Annotated in this window: 15 protein-coding genes and 2 pseudogenes; 15 read left to right on the top strand and 2 right to left on the bottom strand. The window is 44.4% G+C overall.

From position 1 onward, the window contains the following. The first annotated feature begins 26 nt into the window (after positions 1-26). The 13 genes and pseudogenes from WFI24_RS00410 (at position 27) to WFI24_RS00470 (ending at position 15,069) form a co-directional block, all read left to right on the top strand. Positions 27-917, top strand: a complete 891-nt coding sequence (locus WFI24_RS00410) for a carbohydrate ABC transporter permease (protein WP_336757918.1) — start codon at positions 27-29, stop codon at positions 915-917. Beyond that, positions 917-1,723, top strand: a complete 807-nt coding sequence (locus WFI24_RS00415) for a carbohydrate ABC transporter permease (RefSeq protein WP_336757919.1) — start codon at positions 917-919, stop codon at positions 1,721-1,723. The genes WFI24_RS00410 and WFI24_RS00415 overlap by 1 nt, the downstream gene beginning before the upstream one ends. A gap of 86 nt (positions 1,724-1,809) precedes the next feature. After that, a complete protein-coding gene (locus WFI24_RS00420) occupies positions 1,810-3,576 on the top strand; it encodes a glycoside hydrolase family 2 protein (RefSeq protein WP_336757921.1) in 1,767 nt (588 codons plus the stop codon). Positions 3,577-3,767: 191 nt separating this feature from the next. Further along, positions 3,768-4,274, top strand: coding sequence for a GNAT family N-acetyltransferase (locus WFI24_RS00425; protein ID WP_336757922.1), 507 nt, complete (start codon positions 3,768-3,770; stop codon positions 4,272-4,274). A gap of 239 nt (positions 4,275-4,513) precedes the next feature. After that, positions 4,514-5,269, top strand: a complete 756-nt coding sequence (locus WFI24_RS00430) for a response regulator transcription factor (protein WP_336757923.1) — start codon at positions 4,514-4,516, stop codon at positions 5,267-5,269. Continuing rightward, complete coding sequence (locus tag WFI24_RS00435; protein ID WP_336757925.1) at positions 5,238-6,893, top strand: sensor histidine kinase; 1,656 nt, start codon at positions 5,238-5,240, stop codon at positions 6,891-6,893. Before WFI24_RS00430 ends, WFI24_RS00435 begins: the two co-directional genes overlap by 32 nt. A 220-nt stretch (positions 6,894-7,113) precedes the next feature. Then, the gene (locus WFI24_RS00440) at positions 7,114-8,751 is read left to right on the top strand and encodes an extracellular solute-binding protein (protein WP_336757926.1); all 1,638 of its coding nucleotides are present in this window, start codon (positions 7,114-7,116) and stop codon (positions 8,749-8,751) included. A 197-nt stretch (positions 8,752-8,948) separates the two neighbouring features. After that, a pseudogene (locus WFI24_RS00445) lies at positions 8,949-9,818 on the top strand (ABC transporter permease). A 10-nt stretch (positions 9,819-9,828) separates the two neighbouring features. Continuing rightward, positions 9,829-10,716, top strand: a complete 888-nt coding sequence (locus WFI24_RS00450) for a carbohydrate ABC transporter permease (RefSeq protein WP_336757928.1) — start codon at positions 9,829-9,831, stop codon at positions 10,714-10,716. Positions 10,717-10,744: 28 nt separating this feature from the next. Next, entirely contained in the window at positions 10,745-11,881 is a 1,137-nt protein-coding gene (locus tag WFI24_RS00455; protein ID WP_336757929.1) for a glycoside hydrolase family 76 protein, read from the top strand. Between the two features lie 19 nt (positions 11,882-11,900). Further along, positions 11,901-11,996: pseudogene (locus WFI24_RS00460) on the top strand (glycoside hydrolase family 125 protein); the annotation flags it as partial. A 329-nt stretch (positions 11,997-12,325) separates the two neighbouring features. After that, the gene (locus tag WFI24_RS00465; RefSeq protein WP_336757931.1) at positions 12,326-12,640 is read left to right on the top strand and encodes an ArsR/SmtB family transcription factor; all 315 of its coding nucleotides are present in this window, start codon (positions 12,326-12,328) and stop codon (positions 12,638-12,640) included. Continuing rightward, complete coding sequence (locus tag WFI24_RS00470; RefSeq protein WP_336757933.1) at positions 12,637-15,069, top strand: FAD-dependent oxidoreductase; 2,433 nt, start codon at positions 12,637-12,639, stop codon at positions 15,067-15,069. Before WFI24_RS00465 ends, WFI24_RS00470 begins: the two co-directional genes overlap by 4 nt. Before the next feature lie 34 nt (positions 15,070-15,103). Here WFI24_RS00470 and WFI24_RS00475 read toward each other — a convergent pair whose 3' ends face one another. Next, positions 15,104-16,453, bottom strand: a complete 1,350-nt coding sequence (locus WFI24_RS00475; RefSeq protein WP_336757935.1) for a response regulator — start codon at positions 16,451-16,453, stop codon at positions 15,104-15,106. Next, positions 16,441-18,162 (bottom strand): sensor histidine kinase, encoded by a 1,722-nt coding sequence (locus tag WFI24_RS00480; protein WP_336757936.1) that lies wholly within the window; start codon positions 18,160-18,162, stop codon positions 16,441-16,443. Before WFI24_RS00480 ends, WFI24_RS00475 begins: the two co-directional genes overlap by 13 nt. A 316-nt stretch (positions 18,163-18,478) precedes the next feature. Here WFI24_RS00480 and WFI24_RS00485 point away from each other — a divergent pair, with 316 nt between their 5' ends. Next, positions 18,479-19,363: an ABC transporter permease gene (locus WFI24_RS00485; protein WP_336758742.1), complete on the top strand. Its 885-nt coding sequence runs from the start codon at positions 18,479-18,481 to the stop codon at positions 19,361-19,363. 18 nt (positions 19,364-19,381) lie between these two features. Next, the gene (locus WFI24_RS00490) at positions 19,382-20,251 is read left to right on the top strand and encodes a carbohydrate ABC transporter permease (RefSeq protein ID WP_062325227.1); all 870 of its coding nucleotides are present in this window, start codon (positions 19,382-19,384) and stop codon (positions 20,249-20,251) included. Positions 20,252-20,276 lie beyond the last annotated feature (25 nt).

The following is a 20,276-nucleotide window of genomic DNA, read 5'->3' on the forward strand; positions in this document are numbered from 1 at the left end:
GCGTGTCAATCAAAGGGGAGACGGGTATGAAGTTCAAAAAAATGAGGGCGGAGATGCAGGCACTTGTATTTCTGCTTCCATTCCTGATTGTCTATGTGTTGTTTACGATCTGGCCGATGATCAAAGGCATTGAAATGACCTTTTACAAATGGACTCTAATTAGAAAAATGGATTTTGTCGGCCTGGATAACTTCCGCAAGGTACTTCAGGACAGGGAAGTCTGGGAAGCGATATGGCACTCGACCTTCTTTGTTTTTCTAAGTACTCCGACCATGATTATACTCGCCATTGTGCTGGCTCTGATTGCGAATCGAAAATCGGTTTTGCAAAAGTTTTACCGGATTATCTTTTTTATCCCAAGTGTACTCTCGGTTGCTGTCGCAGCTTATCTGGGGTTGTTCGTATTTCAGCCTTATACGGGGTTCGTCAATTCCGTACTGCACCTCATTGGCCTGTTGCCCCAAAACGCCGAAATTTTCTGGCTGACCGAAACAAGCCTGGCCTGGATCGTCATTACGGTTGTTACCCTGTGGTGGACGGTCGGTTTTAACTTTATTCTGTATCTGTCGGCGCTACAGGATATACCGGATGAGATCTATGAGGCGGCACGGTTGGATGGAGCGAGTGATTCGCAAATATTTTGGAAAATTACCCTTCCATATCTGTCCCCACTCACCAAAACGATTACGATGCTGCAAATTATCGCTTCATACAAGGTCTTCATGCAGATCTATGTGATTACGGGCGGAGGCCCCCTGGATCAGACACGTCCGATTATCCAGCTGATCTATCAGACCGGTTTCAAGAATAACAATCTCGGTTATGCCGCAACGATGTCCTATATTTTATTCATCATTCTACTGGTGTTATCGGTGCTGCAATACTGGGTTAACAACCGGAAGGGAGCGGATAACTGATGAAGTGGCTGTTTCGTACAGGTTCTGCATTGATGGCTGTAATGTTTGCGGCTCCGCTGGTGTGGATGCTTGTTGTCTCGATCAAGGAAGAAGGCATGAAGATCATCACAGTCCTGGACTGGTTTAAACCTCCATACTCCTTGGCTGTGTACGAAGAGATTCTAACGACGACCAAATTGTCTCAATGGATTGCCAACAGCTTGTTCGTGGCAGTGATTGTAACGGTGCTCACTGTCATTTTTGCAGCAATGGCGGGGTTTGCACTATCCAAGGTACCGTTTCGCTATCGTACCATTGTTTTCTTTTTCATCCTTGGAGGGCTGTTGATTCCGGGGGAAGCCACCATTATTCCACTTTATCAGGTAGCCAAGGATTTGCATTTACTCAACTCATACAGCGGACTCATCATTCCGGCTCTTGCTTCGCCTGTAGCTGTCATCGTACTCAAAAGCTTTTTTGACGGTGTTCCCAATGATCTGTTGGAGAGTGTACAGATTGACGGTGGCGGCTTCTGGAGGATATTCACCAGCATTATGTTACCGCTCACCCGTCCGGCAATGGCTTCCATGGCCATTCTGACGTTTATCGGATCCTGGAACAATTTCCTGTGGCCGTTCCTGTCCATAACCGATGATAATTTATTTACACTGCCAATGGGTATTCCTACGCTGATGGGTCAATATTCTGAGGATTATGTAAAACCCATGGTTATCAATGCAGTGGCTTCAGTGCCTATTATTATTCTGTTTATCATTTTCGAAAAGCAGATTGTCAAGGGAATCAGCATGTCCGGAATCAAGGGATAAAGGGAGCAAGTCTGAATTTCATAAAAAACAATGCAGCTATGTCAGGCCAGTGAGCCTAATGTAGCTTAAGGAGATGGAGAAACGATATGACGACTAAATTTTACAATAAAGATTATCCAAGACCACAATTTGTACGTAAGGACTGGCTGGATTTAAATGGAGAATGGGACTTTAGTTTTGATGACAATCAGGTGGGTGAGAGCGGGCAATGGTATGATCAAGCTCAATTTCCGGAAGGACTCAAAATCAAGGTCCCCTTTACCTATGAAACTAAGGCGAGCGGAATCGGGATCGAGACGTTTCATCCGCTGGTTTGGTACCGCAAACAAGTGGTCATTCCTCAGGAGGCTAAAGGCAAGAGAACGATTCTGCATTTTCAAGGAGTGGATTATCGCGCCAAATGCTGGGTGAACGGAACGGTTGTAGGTGAGCATGAGGGGGGATATGCGGCATTTTCTTTCGACATTACACCTTACATCACTTACGGCTCGGAGAACAATATCGTTCTTGAAGTAGAAGACAGTCAGAGTGCAATGCAACCTCGGGGAAAGCAGCGCTGGGTGGATGAAAATTTTGAATGCTTTTACGTGCAAAGCACCGGGATATGGAAAAGTGTCTGGCTGGAGCATGTGAGTGAAGCCAGGATTGAAATGGTCAAGATGACACCGGATATCGATCGTCATATGATTCGTTTGGACTTTCAATTGAATGGAATTGAAGGCAGGAACAACTTGCGTTTGGAGACAAGAATCGAGCTTAAGGGTCAGCATGTGCAAACCATCAGCCTGTCTCCAGACAGATCCTGGATGACCGTGGAGGCCAGTGTTAAACATGAAGCGGGCGGACCATGGAAACAGCTATTGTGGTCCCCGGACTCACCGAACCTGTACGATATTGAGTTTGTGATGTACGAAAATGAGAAGGAAATTGACCGGGTACATTCCTATTTTGGCATGCGGAAAATATCGATTGAAAATGGGCAGATTCTGCTGAACAATGCTCCATTGTACCAAAGACTGATTCTGGATCAAGGCTATTGGACGGAGAGCCATTTGACCCCGCCTTCAGTGGAAGCACTGATTGAGGATATCGATAAAATTGCCGAGATGGGATATAACGGAATCCGTAAACATATGAAACTTGAAGACCCTCGCTTTTTATATTGGTGTGATGTAAAAGGCATGCTGGTCTGGTCGGAAATGGCTTCGACCTTCGAGTTCAATGATGAGGCTGTTACCCGTTTCACCAAAGAATGGCTGGAGATTGTACCACAGCAATACAATCATCCAAGTATAATCACCTGGGTTCCGTTTAATGAATCATGGGGAATACCGACAATTGGCCACGAGGTGAGGCAGCAGCAGTTTACACAATCCATCTATCATCTGACCAAGGCCTTCGATCCCTATCGTCCGGTTATTACCAACGACGGATGGGAGCATACGGTATCGGATATTTTGACAATCCATGATTATGTGGAGTCAGGAGAAGCTTTTTCGGAACGTTATCAGGATAAGGACATGATCGTTAACAACAACATTGCCTCCAATCGATGGAAGTTTGCTTTTGCTGAAGGTTACCGATATAAGGGGCAACCCATTATCATTAGTGAATTTGGCGGAATTGCTTTTCAATCGGATAAAGGTTGGGGCTATGGCAATCAGGTGGACTCTGTTGAAGCATTTATTGAACGTTTCCGTTCCATCACTGGAGCGATTAAAGCCATTCCTTATATTTCAGGCTATTGTTATACACAGGTCACAGATGTGCAGCAAGAGATTAACGGCCTGTTGACTGAAGACCGTCAGCCGAAAGTGCCGTTGGAAGTCATCCGTAAAATCAATCTGGCTTGAGGCTAAGTAAAGGTGAAATGGGAGCAGTTGATACAGCTAATGCTGTGCTGGCTGCTCTTTTCCATAGGCAGGGTGAGTAGGAGAAAACAAGCATCCTTATGTTGTTAACTAACATTCGATCGGAATATTTGATAATATGTAGGGAGCCTGAATCAATACGAGAGAGAAATCTAGGAGGTAGGCAATAGCCCATGAATCTTTTATTTCCGCTAGTTAGCACATCAGAAGAGATCGCAGAACTGTCCCGATTGGCCTCAGTAATTTGGCAAGAATATTATGTGTCCATCATTACTCTTGAGCAAATTGATTACATGGTCCAAAAATACCAATCCGAATCAGCCATTACTGAACAGATTCATCAACAGGGATATGAATATTATTTCATCCAACGTGATGACTCTCCTGTCGGATATATGTCTGTTAAACAAGAGGAGGGTAAGCTGTTCCTGAGTAAATTTTATATTGGAAAGGAACACAGGGGACAGGGCTACGCCAGCCAAGCGCTCGCTTTTCTGGAGCAATTATGTATAGAACAAAGCATGAACCTGATCTGGTTGACTGTAAATCGTCATAACGAATCAAGTATTGCTGTGTATGAGAAAAAAGGATTTCAGACGGTTCGAGAACAAGTTGCTGATATTGGCAATGGATTTGTGATGGACGATTTTGTTATGGAAAAAGAAATCATCGTTTCTTAAACAAAAGAGACAAATTGCGCATACAAACATAATGTCAGATGTCGAAACACATGCATCGTCACGCTGAATAAGTCGCTTAACTGGCGGCTTTTTTGGTTTGAAAACAATGGTTTTGAAATGCTGATTATAAATGAAAGCCCTTTCTTAATTCTATGATATACTACGTTGTAACTGGCATATTAATAACATGTTTTTCCCATTCTCTATATCTTCTCACTTTCACTCGCAAAGGAGATGTCATGATGTTTAATGTTCTGGTTGTTGATGATGAGTCTGTTCAAAGAGAAGGAATTAAGAACTTGATTGCTCACTATGGCTTTCCTTTTCACATCATGGAAGCGGAGAACGGAAAAACCGCAGAACGCATTCTGGTTCAAAATGCAATTGATATCCTGATCACTGACGTCAAAATGCCACTCATGGACGGATTGGAACTTAGCAAGCAAGCACGCAAAACACAGCAGAACCTGGATATTGTCATTTGCAGCGGATACGATGAGTTTGAATATGCCCGCAGTGCCATTCGACTGGGCGTTGTGAATTATTTGCTTAAACCACTGGTGAAGGAAGAGTTTCTGCAGGTCATGGTGGATATCACAAAACTGAGCCCGTACGGTGGGCAATCTGAACCTGAATCCATGGAAATGAAGGTTATTCGGCAGGTTAAGGACTACGTGAAGGATAATCATCAGAAAGATATTTCATTGTCTGAAGCAGCACACGATGTGTACCTGTCACCAGGATACTTAAGCATTTTGTTTAAAAAAGAAACCGGGGAGAACTTCTCGAAATATTTGACGGATTACCGGCTGAGCCGTGCAAGTCATTTGCTGGTTCACTCGAATATGAAAATCAATGACATTGCGGTGGCTGTCGGCATTGACAACCATTCCTACTTTGCCAAGGTATTCAAAAACAAGTTCGGTGTAAGTCCGATACAGTTCAGAGAGTGCGGGGTGCTTCATGATCGGGTGGATCAAGAGCAGATTCAATGATATCCGATTCCGTAACAAGTTGTTGCTTTCTCATCTGGTCATTGCACTTATTCCGATTCTACTGCTTGGATTGCTCTCCTTCATCCAGTCCTACCGTATTCAGATGAAAGAGCTGCGAAGCGAAGCTGATGCAAGCCTGGAGCAGGTGACCAACATTATGGATTACAAAATCAATCGGTACAATACGCTGAGTGAGTTTATGGTACTTAATCGTGAATTCTCGCAAATCTTTACCAAAGATTACGATGATAATTATTATAATATGTACCTGGATTTTCGTGACATTATGGAGCCATTGATCTCAAATATCAAAATGATGGACGATAATATTGAAGGGATTAGCTTCTATACTTCCGGAGAGCTGCTCGGAATTCGCAATAATATATTACCAATCGGGGAGTTCAGGAGCCAAGCGTGGTATGACGGTTTCCGAGGCAGGCGCTGGGTTGTGGATGGAGAGAAGCTATATCTGGTTCAGGAACTGATCAGCAACCCGAAAGACAGCAACTTTATGGTGATTTCCATTCAGCATGACAGCATCTTTGGAGATCTGGATAATCTATCTGAGCATGTGTCTGTTCATATCGAAGACTCGGATCAGCATGTCATTTTTCAGGAGAACAGAAAGCAGAATGCTGCGACCGAATTGGAGAAAAGAGAGCCCAGCGACCTGAGCCTAAACCGATCACTCTCCAGCAATGGCTGGACGATCCATTATAGCCTGCTGAATACCAATGCGTACGCGAATGCGATGGGCATTTTTCAAATTACGCTGTTTGTCATTTTCCTCAGTTTGATCGTTACTTTTCTGTTCATCTATATTATCTCCAACAATTTTACGCGCCGGATTCTTCGTCTGAAGTACAAGGTTGACAAGGTTGAACGGAACAATCTGGAAGTGATCATTCAGAGTTCATCCCGGGACGAATTTGGTGAACTGACGAACGGCATCGGTAAAATGCTCAGAAGAATCAACAGCCTGATCTCACAGGTATATCACGCCGAGATCGCCAAGAAGGAAAGTGAATATAACAGGCTGATCAGCCAGATTAATCCTCACTTTCTGTATAATACACTTTCATTTATCCGGTGGAGAGCCGAGAAGAAGGCAGATATTGAAACAGTTTATATGGTATCGGCATTAGCCCGTTTCTACAGAACGACATTGAACCAGGGGAGACATATGACCACGATTGAAGCTGAAACCCAGCATATTAAGGCATATCTGGATTTGCAGCTCATTATGAATGATGGTCTGTTTGACGTGAATTACGATATTGATGAAGAGTTGCTGCAAGCTGAAGTGATTCATTTTGTTTTACAGCCTATTGTAGAAAATGCTATTAAACACGGTTTTGTTAAGCCGGATGCGACGGATTACTGCATTCAGATTACGATCAATCGGGTGAACGAAGGTATAAAATTAGCTGTAACGGATAACGGGGCAGGCATGATGCCTGAACAGATCGTGCGGTTGCTAACCAGTGAAAATGGGGGATGCGGCGTGAGGAACGTGAATGATCGAATCAAACTGTATTATGGACAGGATCATGGACTCGCCATTCGAAGTGAGCCGGGGCACGGAACAGAAGTGTCTATGGTGATCCCGACTTCTTCAGCATAACAACTAAACAACAGACAGGATCAAAACAAAACGCTAGAAATGAAGGCGGTTGCTGCGGCAGCCGCTTATTTTGTTCTCCGTACAAGTAATGAACGCTGGCGGCAGGAAAGTGGAGGTCATGAAAAAAGTGATACATATCCGAAAAAAATTGCATATACGCCAAAATTGAAAACGCATACAATTTGGTTATTCAAGTAAATGCAATGAAGGGGATGACAGGATGAACAAACGTGGTAACATCGTTTCACTACTGATGGCCTGTATGGTGCTGGTTGTATTCAGCGGCTGCAGCGGGGGGACCAGTGATAACGCACAGCCTCAGATATCGGAGCAGGACTACGAACCTTATGGTAAATATGAGACACCTGTAGAATTCACAATTGGTCGAAATACGAATCATGTCAATAACTTGCCTCCCGGCGACACCATTGAGGACAATTTGGCTACACGTTATGTCGAAGATCGGGTGAATGTCAAGGCCAAGGTGGCTTGGGAAACGGACGACATGGATCAGAAGCTGTCCTTATCCATGACGACGGGAGACCTGCCCGATGTGATGCTGGTCAGCCGCGAAATTTTTAACCAGCTGGTTGATAATGATCTGATCGCCGACATGACAGAGGTTTACGAGAAGACAGCGTCCGAAGGTGTGAAGAATATCTACGGATCCTATGGGGATTTGCTGCTGAATCAGGTTAAGGTGGACGGCAAAATCATGGGTCTTCCCATGACAAACATTGGGAATCAGCACCAATTGCTGTGGGTTCGGAAAGATTGGGTAGATAAGGTGGGCGCCAAGGTGCCGGAATCTGTGGAGGATGTGTGGAATCTCGCCAGAACATTTGTGGAACAGGACGTATCGGGTACAGGCAAGACGGTGGGCATGGTGATGGATTCCAATGCAATGAACTTCACTCCGATATTTGCTGCGCATGGTGCCTTTCCGATGAACTGGATCGAGAAAGATGGTCAAGTGGTATACGGATCAGTTCAGCCGGAAATGAAGCAAGCGCTGGCGGAAGTCAGTGCCATGTATAAGGAAGGTTTGATTGATAAACAATTTGCTGTCCGGTCGAGTGAAGAGAAAGAGGCACTCGTTATTAACGGCCAGGCGGGAATGGTTTTTAATCCATGGTGGATCGGCTATACCAACTACAAAGATTCCATCAAACAAGATCCGGATGCAGTCTGGGTTGCAGTATCGGCACCACTGGATGAGAATGGCAAGTTCAAAACGATTCGGCAGGATCCTGTAGGGGGAGGGATCGTCGTGGTGAGCAAGAACTTTGCCCACCCTGAAGCGATCATGAAATCAGTTAACCTCACAACGGATTTCCTCTACGCCTTAACTGAGGATGCGATCAATTACAAGAAGGAACATCCCGATGAGATGTTGACCGATGCGAGCCGTTGGAACAACGATCCAACACAAATCCCGATGCAAGTCGATTATGACGATGTGTTGAAGCGCTATTACGAAGATTTAATGAAAGCTGACGAGACCGGAGATGCTTCCAAAGTTCAGGAAGACCGGGTCGTTTCTTTCAAGGCTTATCAGGAATTCAAGGAGAAAGGAAATGCCATAGACGTAAACACTTACGGCGAATACCTCTCACGGATTGAAGGACAACGTGAAGCAAATAACCCCAATCTGGAAGTGACTCCTGCAGGCTTCTATGGAACAACAGAGACCATGAAGCTGAAGTGGGCGAACCTGCAGAAACTCGAGGAAGAAACGATCCTCAAGATCATTATGGGCCAAGCTCCGGTAGACGAATTTGATACGTTTGTCGACACATGGAAACGCACAGGTGGAGATGAGATTACGGAAGAAGTCAACGAGATGAGCAAAAGGTAAAAATAACCGGAGTGAAGTAGGAGTGCAACGGTGCTGAAGCCTGGTACCAGACTTCCGCAAGTGCTTTTACGGATAAGACCTGCCTATAGACGTGCAGGATGGAGGTGGAACAGACAATGGCGCAAGTGGAAACGACGATACATCCGCAAAGGGAAGTGCGCTACCCAGGCAAAAAGAAACGTAAGAGATTTGACGAGATGACATACCATTTTATGCTGCTGCCCGGCATGGTCATGCTGTTCATTTTCTCCATTGTGCCTATGTTTGGTGTAATCATGGCCTTTCAGAAGTTCATTCCTGCCAAAGGCATATTCGGCTCCAAATGGGCAGGACTAAGCAATTTCACCTATATGTTTCAACTGCCGGACGCGAAGCAGATTTTTATCAATACCTTGGTCATTGCGGTTGGGAAAATAGTGCTTGGGTTGATTGTGCCGATCGTATTCGCCCTTTTACTTAATGAGGTGCGGCTGAAGGTATTCAAGAGTTGGATTCAAACCATTGTGTATTTGCCGCACTTTATGTCCTGGGTTGTTCTGGGTACGATGCTCACGATGATTTTCTCCTTTGATGGGATGATTAACAATTTCCTTGAAATCCTCGGTCTGGAGCGGATCATGTTTCTGGCGAGCAATGACTGGTTCAGGCCGCTGCTTATTGTGACGGATACATGGAAGGAATTTGGCTATGGAACCATCGTTTATCTGGCTGCATTAACGGCAATTAACCCTGCCTTATATGAATCTGCTGCAATGGATGGGGCGAATCGCTGGAAACAGACGTTAAACATTACGCTGCCCGGCATGTTCCCGACCATCATCCTTCTGGGTACGCTGAGTCTTGGCAATGTGTTGAATGCGGGATTTGATCAAGTATTCAACCTGTACAATCCGCTCGTATATGAAACAGGTGATATTATTGATACCTTTGTATACCGCATGGGTTTGATCAATATGTAGTATTCCTTCGCGACGGCCATTGGTTTGATGAAATCGGTTATCAGCTTTGTTTTGATTGTCGTTTCGTATAGACTGGCATCAAAATATGCGGGGTACAGAATTTTCTAGGAGGGTTAGCATGATCCAATCAAAAACGCTGGGTTCCAGGCTATCCCGCCTGTTGATAATGTTTACTTTGATCCTGATTACATTCATGTCCCTGGCCCCGATTGTGAATACGATCATGGTTTCCGTCAGCAGCAGTACGGCTGTGAATGCCGGCAGGGTCTACTTTTTCCCAGTGGAGTTGAACTTCTCATCCTACGCACAGATTTTGAAAGATACGAAGTTTTGGAATGCTTTTTTGATATCCGTAGAACGGGTGCTGCTGGGGGGCGCCATTAATATGCTTCTGACCATTCTTATGGCCTATCCGCTGTCACGCAGTGTCACACAGTTCAGATCCCGGAACGCCTACATGTGGATTATTGTATTTACGATGCTGTTCAGCGGGGGGATCGTTCCCTGGTACATGGTGATTAGCAAGCTCGGACTGATCAACAGCATATGGGCGCTCGTACTGCCAGGTGCCGTTCCTGTCTTCAATGTGATTCTTCTGATGAATTTCTTCAAAGGAATTCCGAAGGAGCTCGAAGAAGCCGCATTTATTGACGGAGCAGGGCCAATGAAAATTTTGCTCAAAATCTTCATCCCGATCTCGATGCCAAGTCTGGCGACCATTATGCTATTTGTCATTGTCGGGCACTGGAATAACTTCTTTGACGGAATCATTCTAATCAACGACAGTTCCAAAATACCGCTTCAGACCTATCTGCAGCAGCTTAGTCTCACGCGAGATCAGATGCAGAATCTCTCCGTTGAACAGCTGCAGCAGTATAATAAAATTTCTAACACCACATTGAATTCTGCCAAAATACTGGTCTCCATGATCCCGATTCTACTGATTTACCCTTTTCTACAGCGTTATTTAATCCACGGAATTGTTCTCGGTGCAGTGAAAGAATAATCTCATGACGAAGAAGGGATGGATTAGGATGAGAAAAAAGAAAATCGTAAGTCTGACGGTTGTACTCAGTATTATTTTGGTAACCACAATGGGTGCCAGCGCTGGAGGCAAAAATCAATATACCCGGCAAGCACAGTGGGCACAAGAGAAGCTGCATGAATACTATTGGAACGATGAAACAAAAATGATGAATAACGCTTATCCATCGACACCGGAAGGTGAACAAGCCCTGAATTATTGGTGGAAAGCTCATGCGGTTGATGCACTGTTAGACGGATTTGAACGGACAGGAGACGAAGCGTACACGGATCGTGCGGAAGAACTGGTACGCAGTATTATTGAACACAATGGCTCCCTTCATAATGAGTTCTACGATGATATGGAATGGCTTGCCCTTGCTGCTCTTCGGTTATATGATGCGACAGGCAGTGAAGACATGAAAGGATACGTGCTGGATCTCTGGAAAGACATTAAAACGGCCTGGTGGGAGGATGATCTGGGCGGTATGGCATGGAAGAAGGATCAGCGGTATAACCGGAATGCATGCTCCAGCGGACCAGCTTCCATCCTGGCAGCAAGGTTATATGAACGCTTTGGTGATACACAGGATCTGGAATGGGCACAAAAGATATACGAATGGGAGAAACAATATCTTGTTAATCCAGAAACGGGACTTGTAGCGGATGGTTTGGTGCTGCGCGAGGATGGCACGCTTGATGTTAATGAAGCTTGGATCTTCACATACAACCAAGGCACATTCATTGGAGCCGGTGTGGAACTCTACCGGATTACAGGAGATCAGGTGTATTTGCAAGATGCAGAGAAGACAGCTGCAGGATCTCTGAAGACCTTGACGAATGAAAAGACGGGGATTTTCAAAGAGGACGGGGATGGAGATGGTGCTTTGTTTAAAGGCATATTAATCCGTTACCTGGCGGAATTATATGACATTGGGCATAACAAGAGTCTGAAGAAAGCGATTGATCGCAATGCAGATGCGTTACTGAAAGGCAGTCGGAAAAACGGATTATTCGGTCAGGCGTGGGGTCAACCAGCTCAGAATCCACTCCACCTGACTGCACAGCTTAGTGGTGTCTTTCTGTTGGAAGCAGCTGCGAAACTGGAGGCAGGCAAACATTCCAAGCCAGAAAAACCAAGGAAATAAGAACATTTAGGTTGCATGGTTTGGACGGTGTTTGGCTAATACCTGGAACACCACATTGAAACGGATGGCTGATGGTACAACATTTGTCATTACGGGAGATATTCCTGCCATTTACTGAGTGTTTACTAGAAAACTAGAGACGTAGCAGTTACAAACTGCTATGTCTTTTTTTATGGGCCTTGAGAGAGATTTTGGATCGTCCGGAGATTGTCGGATCGGCCCATTGGGTATCCGTTGGCGGCGGTTAAAGATAAGGAGTCTTCAAAGTTATGGAACTCACTGGAATACGTAAAAAACAACCATGTGGTTATCTTTGATATTTCTCTAAATAGCGCAAGTATTCTGGCTGTTCGTTTGGCTTCAGATTATTTCTTGAAATTGAGGATTTGACATTCATATCACTACATCGTATTATTACGATATAACGATTTAGGAGGGATACTTTTGAACACTCCCGCTTTTGATATCAACACTCTCAAACAGTTCGATGAACCAGCCAATCTGCTGAAAGCTTTAGCTCATCCAATTCGTTTATGCATTGTGCGTGGACTGATGTTAAAAAAGAAATGTAATGTCTCATACATGCAAGAATGTCTGGACCTGCCCCAATCAACCGTATCTCAGCACTTGCAGAAGCTTCGCAGTGCAGGTATTGTCGCTACTGAGCGGAATGGTCTAGAAGTGAATTATGTGCTTGCCGATCAACGGATTGAACAGATTATTATTATCTTGTTTGGAAAGGAAGAATGTGAATCATGAGTAAAAAAGTACTGATTGTTGGAGGTGTAGCTGGTGGTGCATCTGCCGCTGCACGTCTGCGCCGTCTGGATGAACATGCCGAAATTATAATTTTTGAGAAAGGCCCCTATATATCATTTGCCAATTGCGGCTTACCCTACTATATTGGTGGCTCAATTGAAGATCGAGAGCGTCTGCTGGTACAGACTCCAAAAGGGATGGCGGATCGCTTTCATATAGATGTGCGCACAAGAAGCGAGGTCGTTGCAATTGATCCGCAGAAACGTTCCGTTCGGATAAACAGCCAAGAACGGGGTGAATATGACGAAAGCTACGACGAGTTAATTTTGTCTCCCGGTGCCAAACCGATCATTCCTGATTTGCCGGGTATAGATCATTCACTTATATACACCGTTCGCAACATTCCTGATATTGACCGGATTAAAGCACAAGTAAATTCATCTAACAACCAAACAGCAATTGTTATAGGCGGTGGATTTATTGGTGTGGAAATGGCAGAAAACTTAAAGGAAGCCGGATTGGATGTAACGTTAATCGAGGGTAATGGACAACTACTCACCCCATTTGATCCTGAATTGGCAGCATCTTTGGCACAGGAAATGGAGCAAAATGGTGTAAAGTTGCTATTCTCCAAGCGTGTTCAGGCATTTCATTCTCTAGAGAAGGGCATTGGAGTAAAGCTTGCTGATGATCATGTTCTGACAGCCGACCTGGTTATTCTTGCGATCGGGGTAACGCCGGATACATCTTTCCTGCATGACAGCGGTATTGCCCTGGGTGCACGTGGACATATCATTGTTAATGAAGCTCTGGAAAGCAGTGTTCCACACATCTATGCTGTTGGTGATGCCATCGAAGTAACTGAAACCATTCACGGTACGAAGACAGCTATTCCGCTTGCTGGACCAGCCAACAAACAAGGAAGAATTGTTGCTGACCGAATTGCCGGGTTAAGTTCCACCTATAAAGGAACACAAGGGACATCCATTATTAAAGTATTTGGAATGACAGGTGCTACGACAGGCAGTAATGAAAAAACACTGCAGCGTCTCGGCGTGGAATATCGCACTGTAATTGTGCATCCTGCCTCACACGCATCGTATTATCCCGGTTCCACTGCGATTACTCTGAAATTGCTGTTTACTCCGGAAGGTAAAATATTAGGTGCACAGGCCGTTGGATATGACGGAGTGGATAAACGGATTGATGACATTGCAGTAGCCATTCATTTTGGAGGCCACATTGGAGATTTGGCAGAGCTTGAACTGAGTTACGCACCACCTTATTCATCTGCAAAAGATCCGGTTAATATGGCCGGTTATGCAGCAGAGAACATCCTGGCTGGTCGTGTAGAGACATTTACCTATGATCAGCTGTCCGAACGTGAGCCGGAACAGTCCATCCTGTTGGATGTGCGTAGTGAGTTGGAGCATCAGAATGGGAATATTCCAGGTTCTATCCATATCTCAGTGGATGAACTGCGCCACCGGTTAAATGAATTAGACATCTCCAAAGACATTTGGGTATACTGCCAGGTTGGTCTGCGTGGATACACGGCTTCACAAATTTTGCGACAGCATGGCTTCAGCGTAAAAAACTTGAGTGGGGGTTACAAAACATATCGTCAAGCCCAGTTTAAGCCTGCGCCGATTTCTTCTGTCAATGATGTTCCGGTCCAATCGACTTCTGAACAGCCGCAACGCATCGATCATGAGTTGAACGTATGCGGTTTAAGTTGTCCGGGCCCATTAATACAAGTGAAGCAAAAGATGGATCAACTGTCCGATGGAGAGAACTTGAGGGTAAAAGCTTCCGATCCGGGATTCTATGAAGATGTGAAAGCATGGGCAACCATGTCTGGTTCGACGCTCTTACAGCTGGAACGGTCCAAAAGTGGTACGATTGAGGCTGTTATGACCAAGAATGTTGAACATTCTGTTGTGGATTCTCATAACAACGATCTTGCAAGCACGATGGTAGTCTTCAGCGGAGATCTGGATAAAGCCATCGCGTCTCTAATTATTGCGAATGGGGCTGCAGCCAGCGGACGTAAAGTGACCATGTTTTTCACCTTTTGGGGATTGAATGTGATTCGGAAGCATCAGACACAAGCTGTATCCAAAAATATGATCGGCCGGATGTTTGATATCATGTTACCGCGCGGTAGCCAAAAACTTGGCATGTCCAAAATGAACATGCTTGGTGTTGGTCCAAAGATTATTCGTGGTCTGATGAAAAATAATAATGTTCCTTCATTGGAAGAATTGCTACAGTCCGTTATCGCACAAGGAGCTGAGTTGGTAGCCTGCCAGATGTCCATGGATTTAATGGGCATTCAGCGGGAAGAGTTAATAGACGAAGTCACCATTGGTGGGGTCGGTTACTATCTGGGACAAGCATCCCAAGCGAATCATAATTTATTTATCTAAGTCCGCTTGGTAGTTTATCCTAATTCATACGAATTCATTGATGGATCATATTTCTGCGGTACTGGTAAGGCGTAACCCCGTATTCCACTTTGAACAACTGGATAAAATATTGATTTTTTCTGTAACCAACCATTTGCGCTATATCGTTTACACGGAGTTCAGAATCTTGTAACAGTTGAGATGCTTTCTCCAACCTTTTCCTTGAAATGTAGTTTGACACATTTTCTCCTGTCTCCTGTTTAAACAGTTTGGACAGGTAGACAGGATGGAGATGTGCAACTTTCCCCAGTTCATCCAGACTGAGGGCGTGTGAAAGATGATTTTCAATATACGTTTGCACTTTGTCGACAATGGTTTGAATAGACATCTGTTTATTGTTTCTAATCAGGTTGACCCGATCGAAGAGGGTTGACCATAGTTCATCAGGATCTTGTAAACGATTAAATATCCAATCTGCGGTTTCAGTTGCATTCCGATTCTTATCCGCTAGATATACATAAGAGATGGTCTCCACAAGAAAGATAATCTTTTGCTTTCGGAGATGGATTCGATCATAGGTTTTAATAATGTTTCTGGCTGACTCCCAATCATTGCATGAAGAAAAGGGGGGAATCGTACTCATGAAGTCGTCAGCGTGTACGTCCTCACGGAGAAAGAACCCATAGAATATGTGTCGGGTCATGTTTCGATCGGTCAACGAAAAAGGAGAGGATACGACCGAGTGTTCCAATGTGGTTTTTAGTTTCCCAGCAATCTCTTCTGGAACAAAAGCAATTAATCGGGTTCCCGCTGTCCATACGAGACGATCCAATTTGTCTCCGACAGCACGTTTTATATCATCCTCATGCTCTTGTGTGAATCCGTCCATTTTGAAACCGCACAAACGATAATCTTCTAAAAATTTAGTATAGGCTTCATACTCCTTCTTTAAGGTTTCATTTGCTCCAAGAAGCGAAAGCAGGTACGCCAAACCATCAAAGTTCTCCCATTCGACGGGTTGAACAGGGCGTGTCTTAATAATATTTTTGATGGCTTTAGACATGGCTTTCTCCACGTCATCTTTGTCTACAGGTTTAAGCAGATAGTCGAGTGCACCTAGACGGATTCCCTGCTGCGCATATTCGAATTCGGAGTAACCGGAAAGGATGATGACTTTGGTTGGCAAGCTATGTTGGTGGATATGTTGAAGCAGATCAATGCCCGAGACCTCAGGCATTCGAATGTCCGTAATCAGAATATCGATGTGGCGTTGATCCAACATGTCTCTGGCTTCAAGCGAGTTGGTTGTTGTCTCAATCTGATCGATTCCGTAGGTTTTCCAATCAAGCAAGTGTTTCATGTACTCAACAACGTAATGTCCGTCATCCACGATTAATAATCGCATTCGTTTTCTCCTCTCTCTTCGGGAAAGTAGATGAGCAGCAAGACAGACAAGCCACCCCAATCATTGGTAGAAAAATGTAAACCACTACGTTCACCATACGTATTTTTCAGACGTTGATTCACATTCCAGAGCCCTACGCCGCTTGTTCCTTCAGGCGGGGTATCACTCTCGAGCCGAGCCTCCAGGCTACGGATATCGCCCAGAGAAAGACCTTTTCCATCATCGGATACCTTGATCGTTATCGCAGAATCTGCCTGTTGTACAACAATTGACACCCGATGGGCACCTTGTTGTCCTTCAATTCCATGTTGAATCGCATTTTCAACCACTGGCTGGATGATCAGCGGCATGAGAGGAAGGGAGGACAGTTCTGGCGGCAGATTAATGCTGTACTCCATTTTTTTGCTAAGAGCCATAATAATCAGGAAATGTTCCGCAAACTGAAGCTCGCTTTCCAACGTGACTTCATGCCGGTCCAACTTGGTTAAATAACGATAATATTCAGCTAGATGTTTGCTCATGCGCATGACAGAATCAGGTGAAAATTGAGCCACCGACATGATGAAAAACAAACTGTTGTACAAAAAATGAGGATTGATCTGAGCCTGAAGTTGTTGAAGTTCGGCACTTCGTCTTAGTTCCGTTTCAGTCTTCAATGACATGAACAGATCCTGGATTTCGGTAACCATATGGTTAAAACTTCTGAACAGACTGTAAAATTCTTTCCCGGTATTTTCGGTAATGCGCGTATTGTGATTGCCTTGCTCAACCTGTGAGAACTTTCTCTCGAGCAAACGGATATTACGATAATAGTTCCGGTAAAACGTAAAGATCACAACCAGACCAAGCGTGAAGACGGCTAAGATGCTGGCAAAGAAAACTTTACGATTGCGATCAAGCGGTTGCAGAAAATCATTTGTCCTTGTATATGTAATCAGGTAGGCGTCAATCGATTCAATATATCGGGAAAGAACATAGTAATCGTCCGAATTGGTATGATAATCATATTTGGAAGTTACTTCTGGCCGGGGTGAAACCATTTCAGTAACCGCTTTCAACAGATCATTTTCGACTTCTTTCTCACTCCATAACTGCTGTGGATTAAACAGAAAAAAAGCATTTGAGCTATCGTTGTTCACGGCCTTTTTCAACAGGCTTTTCAAATAATCCGTATTCAGCTTTACACCAACGACGTACTGAGTTGGTTCATGTTCCCCAGGTTTTTGAATGTAAGGATAGAGGGCGAAGTAATACAAACTGTTACCGACGATTTGCCATCCCCGTTGATGAACATCCTTGAACGGAAGTCTCGCTTCCGGTGTATTGTTCGTGGATAGAAATGTTTCTTCAGCCTTCCAGTAAATGCCGATGGATTCAATGGATCGACTGGAAAGGAGTGTTTGCCGCAAACGATCAACGATATCATTTTTCTTCATTTGGGAATCGTAATTGCTCAGTTCAATAACGTGTCTCTGATAAAACCGGACATCACTGTCAGCCGCATACTGAACCCCGTACATATTTGCCTCGTAGATAATCCCGTCCAGAATACCTTTCACATAATCAAGCTGATTTTTGGAGGCACCGATCAGATTCTCCTCAAGTGTCTTGGAGCTCAATCGGTTCATCACGAAAAACAAACTCAACGTCAGCAGCAGAAAAAAAACAAAAAAATAGAAGAATCGCTTCATATACATTTTTCGGATCATATGCGTTTCCTTTCATATCGCAAGGCGTAGAAGTATAAATTCCTATCGGATTAACTTTAATATAAGCCAAACCTTCGAAAAGCGGAAGGGCAGCATCTGCCATAAATGAAAGCGGTTTAAAATTGATTCAGGATGAGGTGATGATCTTGAAATTTTGGCATTTTGGAGTGAAAGCGCTTTTGTTAAGCTTAATTACGAGGATTACATTCGAAGAGCCAACATAGAGGAGGTATGCAACATTAACGAGACTGTGCCCGTCGGATCTGCAAAAAAAACACAACCAAAGATTCCCCGGCGAACTTCATTCAAAAAGGAAATCAAGAAAAGCTGGCCTTTGTATGTACTGTGTATTCCCGCTTTTGTATTTGTCTGCATCTTTTCTTATGGCCCGATGGTAGGTTTGCTCATGGCATTTCAGGACTACAAACCATGGCTGGGCATCACAGGTTCAAGGTGGATCGGGCTAGATAATTTCGAACGAATTTTCCAGTACAAAGAAGCAACGCAAGCGATTATCAATACACTGATCATTGCCGTTTCCAAAATAATCGTGGGTATTATCGTTCCGATCGTCATGGCTATTCTGCTGAGTGAAGTCCGAAATATGGGCATTAAGAAAAGTGTACAGACTCTGGTGTATCTGCCGCATTTCTTGTCCTGGGTCACGGTCGCGGGGTTAATGATCGACATTCTTGGATTAGACGGGGGAATCAACCACATCTTAACAAGGGTTTTCGGCAACGATCCCATTTACTTCTTGGGTGATCCTGATCTGTTTCGGTTCACGGTTGTGGTCAGTGATGTGTGGAAGAGCTTCGGCTTCGGCATGATTGTCTATCTGGCGACCATTGCGGGAATTAATCCTTCCTATTACGAAGCGGCTGAGATCGATGGTGCCACACGCCGGCAGCAAATTCGATACGTCACCTTGCCTAGCATGTTGCCCATGATCATCGTCATTTCTACACTGAGTCTGGGGAATATTCTGGATGCGGGTTTTGATCAAGTCTTCAATCTGTACAATCCTCTAGTCTACAGTACGGGTGATATCATTGACACCTATGTCTACCGTTCATCCTTGTTAAACGGACAATACGGGTTCGGGACCGCTGTAGGACTATTTAAATCGGGGATCAGTCTGATCTTGATCGTCGTCTCTTACAGGCTGGCCTACAAATACGCCAATTACAAAATATTCTAACAAGGAGGGAGATGAATCATGTACCATAAGACGACAGGCTATAGAGTATTCTCATATTTTAATTACGCGTTCATGATACTGGCTGGTCTGGCGTGTTTTCTTCCACTACTTCATCTATTGGCACAATCGCTAAGCAGTAAAGCCGCCATAAGCGGTAATATGGTGTCATTTTGGCCGGTCGGGTTCAATGTGGATGCCTATATCAAAACGTTCAACAATTCCAACTTCAACGGTGCCATGCTGACATCCATCATTCGAACGGTTCTGGGTACTTGCATCAGCATGTTCATCCTGATCTGTGCAGGTTATGCCCTGTCCAAGGAATTCCGGGGCCGCAACATGCTCATGTGGTTTTTTATATTTACCATGCTCTTCTCAGGAGGATTGATCCCTTCTTACATTTTGATAACGGCCCTTGGATTAAAGGACACCATCTGGGCACTTGTGCTTCCGGGAGCTTTCGGTGCGTATAATCTGATTCTTCTCGTTAATTTCTTCAAAACCATTCCAAAAGCCTTGGAAGAAGCAGCATTCATTGATGGGGCGTCCTTTTTCGTAATCCTCAGCAAAATATATTTGCCGTTATCTCTGCCTGGCATAGCGACTGTATCCTTGTTCATTATGGTGGGGCACTGGAATTCCTGGTTTGACGGGATTTTATACATGTCGGATGCGAGTAAGTATCCGCTGGCTTCGTTCCTACAGACTGTTGTTGTACAGAGCAATATGCAAAATATGGCGATGAGCCAGTCCGAGGTTGCCGCAATGTCGGAGCAAAGTATCAAGGCAGCTCAAATTTTTGTCAGTACGCTGCCAATCATTTTGGTCTATCCTTTTTTACAACGATATTTCGTGAAGGGAATTGTACTAGGAGCCGTCAAAGAATAATTAGGATGACGAAAAATTGGATTAC

Origin of the sequence: Paenibacillus sp. USHLN196 (assembly GCF_037144955.1) — a bacterium.
In the GTDB taxonomy this organism is placed as follows: domain Bacteria; phylum Bacillota; class Bacilli; order Paenibacillales; family Paenibacillaceae; genus Paenibacillus; species Paenibacillus xylanexedens_C.

Bases quoted from the DNA above. Each gene is read 5' to 3' on its own strand.
- WFI24_RS00410 (WP_336757918.1), top strand. From the start codon at position 27: ATGAAGTTCAAAAAAATGAGGGCGGAGATGCAGGCACTTGTATTTCTG.
- WFI24_RS00415 (WP_336757919.1), top strand. From the start codon at position 917: ATGAAGTGGCTGTTTCGTACAGGTTCTGCATTGATGGCTGTAATGTTT.
- WFI24_RS00420 (WP_336757921.1), top strand. From the start codon at position 1,810: ATGACGACTAAATTTTACAATAAAGATTATCCAAGACCACAATTTGTA.
- WFI24_RS00425 (WP_336757922.1), top strand. From the start codon at position 3,768: ATGAATCTTTTATTTCCGCTAGTTAGCACATCAGAAGAGATCGCAGAA.
- WFI24_RS00430 (WP_336757923.1), top strand. From the start codon at position 4,514: ATGATGTTTAATGTTCTGGTTGTTGATGATGAGTCTGTTCAAAGAGAA.
- WFI24_RS00435 (WP_336757925.1), top strand. From the start codon at position 5,238: ATGATCGGGTGGATCAAGAGCAGATTCAATGATATCCGATTCCGTAAC.
- WFI24_RS00440 (WP_336757926.1), top strand. From the start codon at position 7,114: ATGAACAAACGTGGTAACATCGTTTCACTACTGATGGCCTGTATGGTG.
- WFI24_RS00450 (WP_336757928.1), top strand. From the start codon at position 9,829: ATGATCCAATCAAAAACGCTGGGTTCCAGGCTATCCCGCCTGTTGATA.
- WFI24_RS00455 (WP_336757929.1), top strand. From the start codon at position 10,745: ATGAGAAAAAAGAAAATCGTAAGTCTGACGGTTGTACTCAGTATTATT.
- WFI24_RS00470 (WP_336757933.1), top strand. From the start codon at position 12,637: ATGAGTAAAAAAGTACTGATTGTTGGAGGTGTAGCTGGTGGTGCATCT.
- WFI24_RS00475 (WP_336757935.1), bottom strand. From the start codon at position 16,453: ATGCGATTATTAATCGTGGATGACGGACATTACGTTGTTGAGTACATG.
- WFI24_RS00480 (WP_336757936.1), bottom strand. From the start codon at position 18,162: ATGATCCGAAAAATGTATATGAAGCGATTCTTCTATTTTTTTGTTTTT.
- WFI24_RS00490 (WP_062325227.1), top strand. From the start codon at position 19,382: ATGTACCATAAGACGACAGGCTATAGAGTATTCTCATATTTTAATTAC.